The 13,398-nt window shown below is 55.0% G+C and carries 17 protein-coding genes; 15 read left to right on the top strand and 2 right to left on the bottom strand.

Annotated elements, in window-relative coordinates; all coding sequences use genetic code 11:
• Positions 1-220: 220 nt before the first annotated feature.
• Positions 221-730, bottom strand: a complete 510-nt coding sequence (gene eco, locus RTW80_RS11815; protein ID WP_000712249.1) for a serine protease inhibitor ecotin — start codon at positions 728-730, stop codon at positions 221-223.
• Between the two features lie 113 nt (positions 731-843).
• Positions 844-1,008 (bottom strand): protein YojO, encoded by a 165-nt coding sequence (gene yojO / locus RTW80_RS11810; RefSeq protein ID WP_001298786.1) that lies wholly within the window; start codon positions 1,006-1,008, stop codon positions 844-846.
• Between the two features lie 108 nt (positions 1,009-1,116).
• Here yojO and napF point away from each other — a divergent pair, with 108 nt between their 5' ends.
• Genes napF through ccmH form a run of 15 tightly spaced genes read left to right on the top strand, consistent with a single transcriptional unit; the run spans position 1,117 to position 13,256 of the window.
• Entirely contained in the window at positions 1,117-1,611 is a 495-nt protein-coding gene (gene napF, locus RTW80_RS11805) for a ferredoxin-type protein NapF (RefSeq protein WP_000686735.1), read from the top strand.
• Entirely contained in the window at positions 1,601-1,864 is a 264-nt protein-coding gene (napD, locus tag RTW80_RS11800; RefSeq protein WP_000557378.1) for a chaperone NapD, read from the top strand. The genes napF and napD overlap by 11 nt, the downstream gene beginning before the upstream one ends.
• Complete coding sequence (napA, locus tag RTW80_RS11795) at positions 1,861-4,347, top strand: periplasmic nitrate reductase subunit alpha (RefSeq protein ID WP_032247338.1); 2,487 nt, start codon at positions 1,861-1,863, stop codon at positions 4,345-4,347. Before napD ends, napA begins: the two co-directional genes overlap by 4 nt.
• A 6-nt stretch (positions 4,348-4,353) precedes the next feature.
• Positions 4,354-5,049 carry a ferredoxin-type protein NapG gene (gene napG / locus RTW80_RS11790; RefSeq protein ID WP_000091291.1) on the top strand — a complete coding sequence of 232 codons (696 nt, stop codon included), beginning with the start codon at positions 4,354-4,356 and terminating at the stop codon, positions 5,047-5,049.
• Positions 5,036-5,899, top strand: coding sequence for a quinol dehydrogenase ferredoxin subunit NapH (gene napH, locus RTW80_RS11785; RefSeq protein ID WP_000013515.1), 864 nt, complete (start codon positions 5,036-5,038; stop codon positions 5,897-5,899). Before napG ends, napH begins: the two co-directional genes overlap by 14 nt.
• Positions 5,896-6,345: a nitrate reductase cytochrome c-type subunit gene (gene napB, locus RTW80_RS11780; RefSeq protein ID WP_000835177.1), complete on the top strand. Its 450-nt coding sequence runs from the start codon at positions 5,896-5,898 to the stop codon at positions 6,343-6,345. Before napH ends, napB begins: the two co-directional genes overlap by 4 nt.
• Before the next feature lie 9 nt (positions 6,346-6,354).
• Entirely contained in the window at positions 6,355-6,957 is a 603-nt protein-coding gene (napC, locus tag RTW80_RS11775; RefSeq protein WP_000528376.1) for a cytochrome c-type protein NapC, read from the top strand.
• A gap of 12 nt (positions 6,958-6,969) precedes the next feature.
• Complete coding sequence (ccmA, locus tag RTW80_RS11770; RefSeq protein ID WP_000525587.1) at positions 6,970-7,593, top strand: cytochrome c biogenesis heme-transporting ATPase CcmA; 624 nt, start codon at positions 6,970-6,972, stop codon at positions 7,591-7,593.
• Complete coding sequence (gene ccmB / locus RTW80_RS11765; protein WP_000971730.1) at positions 7,590-8,252, top strand: heme exporter protein CcmB; 663 nt, start codon at positions 7,590-7,592, stop codon at positions 8,250-8,252. Before ccmA ends, ccmB begins: the two co-directional genes overlap by 4 nt.
• A 41-nt stretch (positions 8,253-8,293) precedes the next feature.
• Positions 8,294-9,031, top strand: coding sequence for a heme exporter protein CcmC (ccmC, locus tag RTW80_RS11760; RefSeq protein ID WP_001295447.1), 738 nt, complete (start codon positions 8,294-8,296; stop codon positions 9,029-9,031).
• Entirely contained in the window at positions 9,028-9,237 is a 210-nt protein-coding gene (gene ccmD, locus RTW80_RS11755) for a heme exporter protein CcmD (RefSeq protein WP_000186540.1), read from the top strand. The genes ccmC and ccmD overlap by 4 nt, the downstream gene beginning before the upstream one ends.
• Complete coding sequence (ccmE, locus tag RTW80_RS11750; RefSeq protein ID WP_001026418.1) at positions 9,234-9,713, top strand: cytochrome c maturation protein CcmE; 480 nt, start codon at positions 9,234-9,236, stop codon at positions 9,711-9,713. Before ccmD ends, ccmE begins: the two co-directional genes overlap by 4 nt.
• Positions 9,710-11,653, top strand: coding sequence for a cytochrome c-type biogenesis heme lyase CcmF (gene ccmF, locus RTW80_RS11745; RefSeq protein ID WP_032247339.1), 1,944 nt, complete (start codon positions 9,710-9,712; stop codon positions 11,651-11,653). Before ccmE ends, ccmF begins: the two co-directional genes overlap by 4 nt.
• Entirely contained in the window at positions 11,650-12,207 is a 558-nt protein-coding gene (gene dsbE, locus RTW80_RS11740) for a thiol:disulfide interchange protein DsbE (protein WP_000824439.1), read from the top strand. The genes ccmF and dsbE overlap by 4 nt, the downstream gene beginning before the upstream one ends.
• A complete protein-coding gene (gene ccmH / locus RTW80_RS11735; protein ID WP_001211589.1) occupies positions 12,204-13,256 on the top strand; it encodes a cytochrome c-type biogenesis thiol:disulfide oxidoreductase CcmH in 1,053 nt (350 codons plus the stop codon). Before dsbE ends, ccmH begins: the two co-directional genes overlap by 4 nt.
• Positions 13,257-13,398: the final 142 nt, after the last annotated feature.

Here is a 13,398-nt window from a genome sequence, read left to right as displayed (position 1 = left end):
CTGATAAGACGCGCCAGCGTCGCATCAGGCAACCGGCTTGGGCGTTAGATGTCGGATGCGGCGTAACCGCCTTATCCGACCTACGGGGTGGAGCACTTCACAGCGGTGTAGGCCTGATAAGACGCGTCAGCGTCGCATCAGGCAACCGGCTCGGGCGTTGGATGTCGGATGCGGCGTGACCGCCTTGTCTGACCTACGGGGTGCCGCACTTCACGGCAGTTTAGCGAACTACCGCGTTGTCAATTTTCTCTTCCGCCTTCCAGACGCGGTACTTCACATCTACATTGTCTGGCGTATACACCACGATCGGCAGCTTGCTGTTGTAACGCAGCATTCCAGCATCGCCCAGATACGCGGTGACAAATTTCTTCTCTTTCTTGCCATCCGGGCAGGCCATCATCGTCGAAACCGGGGAACTGACTTTATCAAAGACATAATAATCATAGCCCCAGCCTTCCAGCGTTTTGTTTTCCAGCTTCCCGCCGAGACGATGCAAATTGCAATCGACTTCCAGCGTCTGACCGATTAACAGTTCTACTTTCAGGGTAGATTCATCTTCTTGCGGGGTTAACTGAATCACCTGACGCTTCATCCCTTTTTCAGCTTGTGGATAAGGCGCGATTTTTTCCAGTGGCTGGACGCTTTCTGCCGCCCAGGCGGAAGTGGTAGCGAAAGCGGCAAACAATACTGCAGGTAGAATGGTCTTCATTTTTTTGCTTTCCTTCTTCATTTATAGGTTTTCACCGATGATGTCGCTGAAGGTTAACATATTCATCAGATTTATTAATTTGCTTTATGAATAACTTAAAGAACATTCAGACAATTTTACCTGCTCTTTTAGTGTTAAATTCTAATGAGAGAGCAAACCAGCAGAAATATCTCTGGTGAATTAATCGCTATATAAATATATTTATAACCATTTGAAATGTGAGCAAAAGCCCGTTTTTGCCACGCTTCCCGCCACTCTTTTGATCCTGCTACAGGTTTTACCCCGATCGGGGTATGCATCTTTGACACATCCTTTAATATCTTAGCGGCTATAAAAATGGCTTATTAATTATGCGGTTTATTTGGTCGCTCTCAATTTTCAGAGCGCGTTAATGATGGAAGGTCAATGTGAAGATTGATGCATCCCGTCGGGGCATACTCACTGGTCGCTGGCGCAAAGCCAGTAACGGTATCCGTCCGCCCTGGTCCGGTGATGAATCTCATTTTCTGACCCATTGCACCCGCTGCGACGCCTGTATTAATGCTTGTGAAAACAACATTCTGCAACGCGGCGCGGGCGGCTATCCGAGCGTTAATTTCAAAAATAACGAGTGCAGCTTCTGTTACGACTGCGCGCAGGCTTGCCCCGAATCGCTATTTTCTCCGCGCCACACCAGGGCCTGGGATTTGCAGTTCACCATTGGGGACGCGTGCCTGGCGTATCAGTCTGTTGAATGCCGCCGCTGTCAGGATAGCTGTGAGCCAATGGCAATTATCTTTCGCCCGACGCTCTCCGGGATCTACCAGCCGCAACTTAATAGCCAACTTTGCAACGGATGTGGAGCATGTGCAGCCAGCTGTCCGGTATCAGCCATAACTGCGGAGTATCTCCATGCACACTAACTGGCAAGTTTGCAGCCTGGTCGTGCAGGCCAAAAGCGAACGAATTTCAGACATCAGCACCCAACTGAACGCCTTTCCCGGCTGTGAAGTTGCTGTCAGCGACGCGCCGAGCGGTCAGTTGATTGTGGTGGTGGAAGCAGAAGACAGCGAAACGCTGATCCAAACCATTGAGTCAGTACGCAACGTAGAGGGCGTGCTGGCGGTGTCGCTGGTTTATCACCAGCAGGAAGAGCAAGGTGAGGAAACACCATGAAACTCAGTCGTCGTAGCTTTATGAAAGCTAACGCCGTTGCGGCCGCTGCGGCGGCTGCCGGTCTCAGCGTGCCGGGCGTTGCCCGCGCCGTTGTTGGTCAGCAGGAAGCCATCAAATGGGATAAAGCGCCGTGCCGTTTCTGCGGTACTGGTTGCGGCGTTCTGGTCGGAACGCAGCAGGGACGTGTGGTGGCCTGTCAGGGCGACCCGGACGCACCGGTTAACCGTGGCCTGAACTGCATTAAGGGCTATTTCCTGCCCAAGATCATGTACGGTAAAGACCGTTTGACGCAGCCGCTGCTGCGTATGAAAAACGGTAAATATGACAAAGAAGGCGAATTTACCCCAATCACCTGGGATCAGGCCTTCGATGTGATGGAAGAGAAATTCAAAACCGCCCTGAAAGAAAAAGGACCGGAATCGATCGGTATGTTCGGTTCTGGTCAGTGGACTATCTGGGAAGGTTATGCCGCGTCCAAGCTGTTCAAAGCGGGCTTCCGTTCGAACAACATCGACCCGAACGCACGTCACTGTATGGCGTCGGCAGTAGTTGGCTTTATGCGTACCTTTGGTATGGATGAGCCGATGGGCTGCTATGACGACATCGAGCAGGCTGACGCGTTTGTGCTGTGGGGCGCTAACATGGCGGAGATGCACCCGATCCTCTGGTCACGCATCACTAACCGTCGTCTCTCTAACCAGAACGTCACCGTGGCGGTGCTTTCTACCTACCAGCATCGTAGCTTCGAGCTGGCGGATAACGGCATCATCTTTACGCCGCAATCTGACCTGGTGATCCTGAACTACATCGCCAACTATATCATTCAAAACAATGCGATAAATCAGGACTTCTTCAGCAAGCACGTTAACCTGCGCAAAGGGGCGACGGACATCGGCTACGGTTTACGTCCGACCCATCCGCTGGAAAAAGCAGCGAAGAATCCGGGTTCTGACGCCTCCGAACCGATGAGCTTTGAAGATTACAAAGCCTTCGTTGCCGAGTATACGCTGGAAAAAACTGCCGAAATGACCGGCGTGCCGAAAGACCAGTTAGAACAACTGGCGCAGCTGTATGCCGATCCGAACAAGAAAGTCATCTCCTACTGGACGATGGGCTTCAACCAGCATACTCGTGGCGTGTGGGCCAACAACCTGGTCTACAACCTGCACCTGCTGACCGGCAAAATTTCCCAGCCGGGTTGCGGTCCGTTCTCCCTGACCGGGCAGCCTTCCGCGTGTGGTACTGCGCGTGAAGTGGGCACCTTTGCTCACCGTCTGCCTGCGGACATGGTGGTGACTAACGAGAAACACCGTGATATTTGCGAGAAGAAGTGGAATATCCCGAGCGGCACCATTCCGGCGAAAATCGGTCTGCACGCGGTGGCACAAGACCGTGCACTGAAAGACGGCAAGCTGAATGTTTACTGGACCATGTGTACCAACAACATACAGGCCGGGCCGAACATTAATGAAGAGCGTATGCCGGGCTGGCGCGATCCGCGCAACTTCATCATCGTCTCCGATCCGTATCCGACAGTCAGTGCGCTGGCAGCCGACTTGATCCTGCCGACCGCAATGTGGGTAGAGAAAGAGGGCGCTTACGGTAACGCCGAACGCCGTACTCAGTTCTGGCGTCAGCAGGTACAGGCGCCAGGCGAAGCGAAATCGGATCTCTGGCAGTTAGTCCAGTTCTCCCGCCGCTTCAAAACTGAAGAAGTATGGCCGGAAGAGCTGCTGGCGAAGAAACCGGAACTGCGTGGCAAAACGCTGTACGAAGTTCTGTATGCCACCCCCGAAGTGAGCAAATTCCCGGTATCCGAACTGGCGGAAGATCAGCTGAACGATGAATCCCGCGAGCTGGGCTTCTATCTGCAAAAAGGGCTGTTCGAAGAGTACGCATGGTTTGGTCGCGGTCACGGTCACGATCTGGCACCGTTCGATGACTACCACAAAGCGCGCGGTCTGCGCTGGCCGGTGGTGAACGGTAAAGAAACGCAGTGGCGTTACAGCGAAGGTAACGACCCGTACGTGAAAGCGGGCGAAGGCTACAAGTTCTACGGTAAACCGGATGGCAAAGCGGTGATCTTCGCGCTGCCGTTCGAACCGGCGGCGGAAGCACCGGATGAAGAGTACGACCTGTGGCTCTCTACCGGACGCGTCCTGGAGCACTGGCACACCGGCAGTATGACTCGCCGTGTGCCGGAACTGCACCGCGCCTTCCCGGAAGCGGTCCTGTTTATTCACCCGCTGGATGCGAAAGCGCGCGATCTGCGCCGTGGCGACAAAGTGAAAGTGGTTTCTCGCCGTGGCGAAGTGATCTCGATTGTTGAAACGCGCGGTCGTAACCGTCCGCCACAGGGCCTGGTGTACATGCCGTTCTTCGACGCCGCACAGCTGGTTAACAAACTGACGCTGGATGCGACCGATCCGCTCTCGAAAGAGACGGACTTCAAGAAGTGCGCGGTCAAACTGGAGAAGGTGTAAGCCATTATGTCCCGGTCAGCGAAACCTCAAAATGGTCGCCGCCGCTTTCTGCGCGATGTTGTTCGCACAGCAGGCGGGCTGGCTGCCGTGGGTGTGGCGCTGGGGTTACAACAGCAAACCGCACGCGCATCTGGCGTGCGGTTGCGCCCGCCCGGAGCCATAAACGAGAACGCCTTTGCCAGTGCCTGTGTGCGTTGCGGTCAGTGTGTTCAGGCTTGCCCTTACGACACCTTAAAACTGGCGACGCTGGCCTCTGGTCTGTCGGCGGGCACGCCATATTTTGTCGCACGGGATATTCCTTGCGAAATGTGTGAGGACATTCCGTGCGCCAAAGTGTGCCCGAGCGGTGCGCTGGATCGTGAGATCGAATCGATCGACGACGCGCGGATGGGGCTGGCGGTACTGGTGGACCAGGAAAACTGTCTCAACTTTCAGGGGCTGCGCTGCGATGTTTGTTATCGCGAATGCCCGAAAATTGATGAGGCCATCACCCTGGAGCTGGAGCGCAACACGCGTACCGGTAAGCACGCCCGCTTTCTGCCGACGGTTCACAGCGACGCCTGTACCGGTTGCGGTAAGTGCGAAAAAGTATGCGTGCTGGAACAACCGGCAATCAAGGTGTTACCGCTGTCACTGGCGAAAGGGGAGTTAGGTCACCATTACCGCTTCGGCTGGCTGGAGGGGAACAATGGCAAATCGTAAACGTGACGCCGGGCGCGAGGCGCTGGAGAAAAAAGGCTGGTGGCGCAGTCACCGTTGGCTGGTGTTACGTCGCCTTTGTCAGTTCTTCGTGCTGGGGATGTTTTTGAGCGGTCCATGGTTTGGTGTGTGGATCTTGCACGGCAACTACAGCAGTAGCCTGTTATTCGACACCGTTCCGCTGACCGATCCGCTGATGACGCTGCAAAGTCTTGCCAGTGGTCATCTGCCTGCCACGGTGGCGTTGACCGGTGCGGTGATTATCACCGTGCTCTACGCCCTGGCGGGAAAGCGATTATTTTGCAGCTGGGTCTGCCCGCTGAACCCGATTACCGACTTAGCGAACTGGTTACGCAGGCGCTTTGACCTCAATCAGTCTGCGACGATCCCTCGCCACATTCGCTACGTGCTGTTGGTGGTCATTCTGGTGGGATCAGCCTTAACTGGCACGCTCATTTGGGAATGGATCAACCCCGTTTCTCTGATGGGGCGTAGCCTGGTAATGGGCTTCGGCAGCGGCGCGCTGCTTATTCTCGCGCTGTTTTTATTTGATCTACTGGTCGTTGAACACGGCTGGTGCGGGCACATTTGTCCGGTTGGCGCGCTGTATGGCGTGCTGGGTAGCAAAGGTGTGATTACCGTTGCGGCCACCGATCGGCAGAAATGTAACCGCTGTATGGATTGTTTTCATGTTTGCCCGGAACCGCATGTGCTACGTGCCCCGGTGCTGGATGAACAAAGCCCGGTGCAGGTCACCAGCCGCGATTGCATGACGTGCGGTCGCTGCGTGGATGTCTGTTCTGAGGATGTATTTACAATAACTACACGATGGAGTTCGGGAGCGAAATCATGAAAAGCCATGACCTGAAGAAAGCGCTGTGTCAATGGACGGCGATGCTGGCCCTGGTGGTAAGCGGCGCGGTTTGGGCGGCTAATGGCGTCGATTTTAGCCAGTCGCCGGAAGTATCCGGGACACAGGAAGGGGCCATTCGGATGCCAAAAGAGCAGGAACGGATGCCGCTGAACTATGTGAATCAGCCGCCAATGATCCCGCATAGCGTTGAAGGTTATCAGGTAACGACCAATACCAACCGCTGCTTGCAGTGCCACGGTGTCGAAAGCTATCGCACCACTGGCGCGCCGCGTATCAGCCCTACTCACTTTATGGACAGCGACGGCAAAGTGGGCGCGGAAGTGGCTCCGCGTCGTTATTTCTGTCTGCAATGTCACGTACCGCAGGCCGATACCGCGCCAATCGTGGGGAATACCTTTACCCCATCAAAAGGTTACGGGAAATAAGAGGTTATTATGGGAAATTCTGACCGTAAGCCTGGTCTGATTAAGCGCCTGTGGAAATGGTGGCGTACCCCCAGCCGTCTGGCGCTGGGGACGCTGCTGTTGATCGGTTTTGTTGGCGGCATCGTCTTCTGGGGTGGCTTTAACACCGGGATGGAAAAAGCCAATACCGAAGAGTTCTGCATTAGCTGCCACGAAATGCGCAACACGGTGTATCAGGAATACATGGATTCCGTGCACTACAACAACCGTAGCGGCGTCCGTGCGACCTGTCCGGATTGTCACGTTCCGCACGAGTTTGTGCCGAAGATGATACGCAAGCTCAAAGCAAGTAAAGAGCTGTATGGTAAAATTTTTGGCGTTATTGACACGCCGCAGAAATTTGAAGCTCATCGTCTGACGATGGCACAGAATGAGTGGCGGCGCATGAAGGACAATAACTCGCAGGAGTGCCGTAACTGTCACAACTTCGAGTATATGGATACAACCGCCCAGAAATCGGTTGCCGCGAAGATGCATGACCAGGCGGTGAAAGATGGGCAAACCTGTATTGATTGCCATAAAGGGATAGCGCACAAGCTGCCCGATATGCGTGAAGTCGAGCCAGGTTTTTAACAGGGTTATTGCGTGGGTATGCTTGAAGCCAGAGAGTTACTTTGTGAGCGGGATGAACGAACCTTATTTAGTGGCTTGTCATTTACGCTGAACGCAGGAGAGTGGGTACAAATCACCGGTAGCAACGGCGCGGGGAAGACAACGCTTCTCCGTTTGCTGACGGGGTTGTCTCGCCCTGACGCAGGCGAGGTTCTCTGGCAAGGGCAGCCCTTGCATCAGGTACGCGACAGCTACCATCAAAACCTGTTATGGATAGGCCATCAGCCGGGGATCAAAACCCGGCTGACGGCGTTAGAAAATCTGCACTTTTATCATCGCGATGGCGATACCGCACAATGTCTGGAAGCCCTGGCGCAGGCCGGGCTTGCCGGATTCGAAGATATTCCTGTAAATCAGCTCTCGGCCGGGCAACAACGCCGCGTCGCTTTAGCGCGTCTGTGGCTGACCCGTGCCACGTTATGGATCCTCGACGAGCCTTTTACCGCGATTGACGTTAACGGCGTCGATCGTCTGACCCAGCGTATGGCGCAGCATACGGAGCAGGGGGGGATTGTGATTCTGACTACCCACCAGCCGCTCAACGTTGCTGAAAGTAAAATTCGCCGCATTTCACTGACGCAAACGAGGGCCGCATGATGTTCTGGCGCATTTTCCGTCTTGAGCTGCGTGTAGCGTTTCGCCATAGCGCCGAAATCGCCAACCCGCTGTGGTTCTTCCTGATTGTAATTACCCTTTTTCCGCTCAGTATCGGTCCGGAGCCGCAACTGCTGGCGCGTATTGCACCGGGCATTATCTGGGTTGCTGCGCTGCTTTCATCCTTGCTGGCGCTGGAACGACTGTTCCGTGACGATTTGCAGGACGGCAGTCTTGAACAATTGATGTTGTTGCCGTTACCCTTGCCCGCCGTTGTGCTGGCGAAGGTGATGGCGCACTGGATGGTAACCGGTCTGCCGTTACTCATCCTTTCGCCACTGGTAGCAATGCTACTGGGAATGGATGTTTATGGCTGGCAAGTGATGGCGCTGACGCTGCTGCTGGGAACGCCTACGCTTGGCTTTCTCGGTGCACCGGGTGTGGCGTTGACAGTGGGACTTAAGCGCGGTGGTGTGCTGCTCAGCATACTGGTGTTACCGCTGACTATCCCATTACTCATCTTTGCCACCGCCGCGATGGACGCGGCTTCCATGCATTTGCCCGTTGACGGGTATCTGGCAATTTTAGGCGCGTTGCTGGCAGGCACCGCGACATTAAGTCCTTTTGCGACGGCGGCAGCGTTACGAATCAGCATTCAATAACGCTGGATTACTGATTTTTGTTCGAGTCTGGTATCGAAACTATGTGGAAAACACTGCATCAACTGGCGATCCCACCACGGCTGTATCAAATCTGTGGCTGGTTTATACCGTGGCTGGCAATTGCCAGTGTGGTCGTGCTTACCGTCGGCTGGATCTGGGGATTCGGCTTTGCTCCGGCTGATTATCAGCAGGGAAATAGCTACCGCATTATCTACCTGCATGTGCCTGCGGCGATCTGGTCGATGGGCATTTATGCATCAATGGCAGTGGCAGCGTTTATTGGCCTTGTCTGGCAGATGAAAATGGCCAACCTGGCGGTGGCGGCGATGGCCCCCATTGGTGCCGTGTTTACCTTTATTGCCCTGGTTACCGGCTCTGCATGGGGAAAACCGATGTGGGGCACCTGGTGGGTATGGGATGCACGTCTGACTTCTGAACTGGTGCTGCTGTTTTTGTATGTGGGTGTGATTGCCCTGTGGCACGCCTTCGACGACCGCCGTCTGGCGGGCCGTGCGGCAGGTATCCTGGTGCTGATTGGCGTGGTGAATCTGCCGATTATTCATTACTCCGTGGAGTGGTGGAACACCCTGCATCAGGGATCAACGCGGATGCAGCAAAGTATCGATCCGGCGATGCGTTCGCCGCTGCGCTGGTCGATTTTTGGCTTCCTGCTCCTGTCTGCCACGCTGACGCTGATGCGGATGCGTAATTTGATTTTGCTGATGGAAAAACGCCGTCCGTGGGTGAGTGAACTGATACTGAAAAGAGGCCGTAAATGACCCCTGCATTTGCTTCCTGGAATGAATTTTTCGCAATGGGCGGTTACGCCTTTTTTGTCTGGCTGGCGGTGGTGATGACCGTTATTCCGCTGGTGGTTTTGGTCGTGCACTCGGTGATGCAACATCGCGCAATTCTGCGTGGTGTGGCGCAACAGCGGGCGCGTGAGGCGCGTTTACGTGCTGCGCAACAGCAGGAGGCTGCATGAATATTCGCCGTAAAAACCGCTTGTGGATTGCCTGTGCCGTGTTGGCAGGGCTGGCGCTGACTATCGGTCTGGTGCTATATGCGCTGCGCTCGAATATCGATCTCTTTTATACGCCGGGGGAAATTCTCTACGGCAAGCGTGAAACTCAGCAAATGCCGGAAGTCGGTCAGCGTCTGCGCGTTGGCGGGATGGTGATGCCGGGTAGCGTGCAGCGCGATCCCAATTCGCTAAAAGTAACTTTCACCATTTACGACGCTGAAGGTTCAGTAGATGTCTCTTACGAAGGCATTTTGCCGGATCTGTTCCGTGAAGGGCAGGGCGTTGTGGTGCAGGGCGAACTGGAAAAAGGCAATCATATCCTCGCAAAAGAAGTGCTGGCGAAACACGACGAAAACTACACGCCGCCAGAAGTTGAGAAAGCGATGGAAGCCAATCACCGTCGCCCGGCGAGTGTTTATAAGGACCCAGCATCATGATGCCGGAAATTGGTAACGGGCTGCTGTGTCTGGCGCTAGGAATTGCGCTGCTGCTGTCCGTGTATCCGCTATGGGGCGTAGCGCGCGGAGATGCGCGCATGATGGCGTCTTCCCGCTTGTTTGCCTGGCTGCTGTTTATGTCTGTGGCTGGCGCATTTCTGGTACTGGTCAATGCCTTCGTGGTCAACGACTTCACCGTCACCTATGTTGCCAGCAACTCCAATACCCAGCTTCCGGTGTGGTATCGCGTGGCGGCTACCTGGGGCGCGCATGAAGGCTCGCTCCTGCTGTGGGTGCTGCTGATGAGCGGCTGGACCTTTGCGGTAGCGATTTTTAGTCAGCGTATTCCGCTGGATATTGTGGCCCGCGTACTGGCGATAATGGGGATGGTCAGCGTCGGCTTTTTGCTGTTCATTCTCTTTACCTCTAACCCGTTCTCACGCACGTTGCCGAACTTCCCGATTGAAGGGCGCGATCTTAACCCGCTGTTACAGGATCCGGGGCTGATCTTCCATCCGCCTCTGCTCTATATGGGGTACGTGGGGTTCTCGGTGGCGTTTGCTTTTGCCATTGCTTCTTTGCTGAGCGGGCGTCTGGACAGCACTTATGCGCGTTTTACTCGCCCGTGGACGCTGGCGGCGTGGATTTTCCTGACGCTCGGCATTGTGCTCGGTTCCGCATGGGCCTATTACGAACTCGGCTGGGGCGGCTGGTGGTTCTGGGATCCGGTAGAAAACGCCTCGTTTATGCCGTGGCTGGTGGGGACTGCGCTGATGCACTCACTGGCGGTCACTGAACAACGCGCCAGTTTCAAAGCGTGGACATTACTGCTGGCAATCAGTGCCTTCTCGTTGTGTCTGCTGGGGACCTTCCTCGTGCGTTCCGGCGTGCTGGTATCGGTACACGCGTTTGCGTCTGATCCGGCGCGCGGTATGTTTATCCTCGCCTTTATGGTGCTGGTGATTGGCGGTTCGCTGCTGCTGTTTGCCGCGCGTGGACACAAAGTTCGCTCACGCGTAAACAATGCGCTGTGGTCGCGGGAATCTTTGCTGTTAGCGAACAATGTTTTGCTGGTCGCTGCGATGCTGGTGGTGTTGCTGGGGACGCTGCTGCCGTTGGTGCATAAGCAACTGGGACTGGGCAGTATTTCGATTGGCGAACCGTTCTTCAACACCATGTTTACCTGGCTGATGGTGCCGTTTGCGCTACTGCTTGGTGTCGGTCCTCTGGTGCGCTGGGGGCGGGATCGCCCACGTAAGATCCGCAATTTATTGATTATCGCCTTCATCTCTACGCTGGTGCTGTCGCTGCTGTTGCCGTGGCTGTTCGAAAGCAAAGTTGTGGCGATGACGGTGCTCGGCCTGGCAATGGCCTGCTGGATTGCGGTGCTGGCAATTGCGGAAGCTGCGCTACGTATTTCACGCGGCACGAAAACCACCTTCAGTTATTGGGGGATGGTGGCGGCTCACCTTGGGCTGGCAGTGACAATTGTTGGCATTGCCTTTAGCCAGAACTATAGCGTTGAGCGTGATGTGCGCATGAAGTCCGGCGATAGCGTCGATATTCATGAATATCGCTTCACCTTCCGTGATGTCAAAGAGGTGACTGGCCCGAACTGGCGTGGCGGTGTGGCGACTATCGGCGTAACGCGCGATGGCAAGCCGGAAACGGTGCTGTATGCGGAAAAACGTTATTACAACACTGCCGGGTCGATGATGACCGAAGCGGCAATTGACGGCGGCATCACGCGTGACCTGTACGCCGCGCTCGGTGAAGAGCTGGAAAACGGCGCGTGGGCCGTGCGTCTTTACTACAAACCATTTGTTCGCTGGATTTGGGCGGGCGGGCTGATGATGGTGTTGGGCGGACTGCTGTGTCTGTTTGATCCTCGCTATCGTAAGCGCGTGAGTCCGCAAAAAACTGCGCCGGAGGCCGTATGAAGCGCAAAGTATTGTTAATTCCGTTGATTATCTTCCTGGCGATTGCCGCGGCGCTGCTGTGGCAGCTGGCGCGTAATGCCGAAGGGGATGATCCGACCAATCTGGAATCGGCGCTCATTGGCAAGCCTGTGCCGAAGTTTCGTCTCGAATCACTGGACAATCCGGGGCAGTTTTATCAGGCGGATGTGCTGACTCAGGGCAAACCAGTACTGCTTAACGTCTGGGCGACCTGGTGTCCGACCTGCCGTGCGGAACATCAATATCTGAATCAGCTTTCAGCGCAGGGCATTCGCGTGGTCGGCATGAACTATAAAGACGATCGCCAGAAGGCAATCAGCTGGCTGAAAGAGCTGGGCAATCCTTACGCGCTAAGCCTGTTTGATGGCGACGGCATGTTAGGGCTGGATCTCGGTGTCTATGGCGCGCCAGAAACCTTCCTTATTGACGGCAACGGTATCATTCGCTATCGCCATGCGGGCGATCTCAATCCTCGCGTCTGGGAAGAAGAGATCAAGCCGCTGTGGGAGAAATACAGTAAGGAGGCCGCACAATGAGGTTTTTATTGGGCGTGCTGATGCTGATGATCTCCGGCTCAGCACTGGCGACCATCGACGTGTTGCAGTTTAAAGATGAAGCACAGGAACAACAGTTCCGTCAGCTCACTGAAGAACTGCGCTGCCCGAAATGCCAGAACAACAGCATTGCCGATTCCAACTCGATGATTGCCACCGACCTGCGTCAGAAAGTGTATGAACTGATGCAGGAAGGTAAAAGTAAAAAAGAGATTGTCGATTATATGGTGGCGCGTTACGGCAACTTCGTCACTTACGATCCGCCGTTAACGCCGCTGACCGTGCTGCTGTGGGTGCTTCCGGTAGTGGCTATTGGCATTGGCGGTTGGGTCATATACGCCCGCTCGCGGCGTCGGGTACGCGTAGTGCCGGAAGCGTTTCCTGAACAAAGCGTGCAGGAAGGTAAGCGTGCCGGATATATTGTTTATCTGCCGGGTATTGTGGTGGCGTTAATTGTGGCTGGCGTCAGCTACTACCAGACTGGCAATTATCAGCAGGTGAAAATCTGGCAGCAGGCCACGGCACAGGCTCCGGCGTTGCTGGACAGGGCGCTGGATCCGAAAACCGATCCGCTCAACGAAGAAGAGATGTCGCGTCTTGCGCTGGGGATGCGTACTCAACTGCAAAAAAATCCGGGAGATATAGAAGGCTGGATTATGTTGGGCCGTGTTGGCATGGCGCTGGGTAACGCTAGTATCGCCACCGATGCATACGCTACTGCGTATCGCCTCGATCCGAAAAACAGCGATGCCGCACTGGGTTATGCTGAAGCGTTGACACGTTCATCTGATCCCAACGACAACCGCCTCGGTGGTGAACTGCTGCGCCAGTTGGTGAGAAGCGACCACAGCAATATCCGTGTGTTAAGCATGTATGCGTTTAATGCCTTTGAGCAGCAGCGATTTGGCGAAGCCGTTGCCGCGTGGGAGATGATGTTGAAACTCTTACCTGCCAACGATACTCGCCGTGCGGTGATTGAACGTAGTATCGCGCAGGCGATGCAACATTTGTCGCCGCAGGAGAGTAAATAAAAAGAGGCCCGATGGTGATGCCATCGGGCTAGACTGTTGACAAAGTGCGCTTAGTTTATGCCGGATGCGGCGTGAACGCCTTATCCGGCCTACAAAATTGTGTAAATTCAATAAATTGATCGATCCACGTAGGCCTGATAAG

Source organism: Escherichia sp. AM3 (assembly GCF_032029835.1).
Lineage (GTDB): Bacteria > Pseudomonadota > Gammaproteobacteria > Enterobacterales > Enterobacteriaceae > Escherichia > Escherichia coli.
The sequence above is the reverse complement of the archived record's forward strand: the minus strand, read 5'-3'. Positions and strand labels throughout refer to the sequence as shown.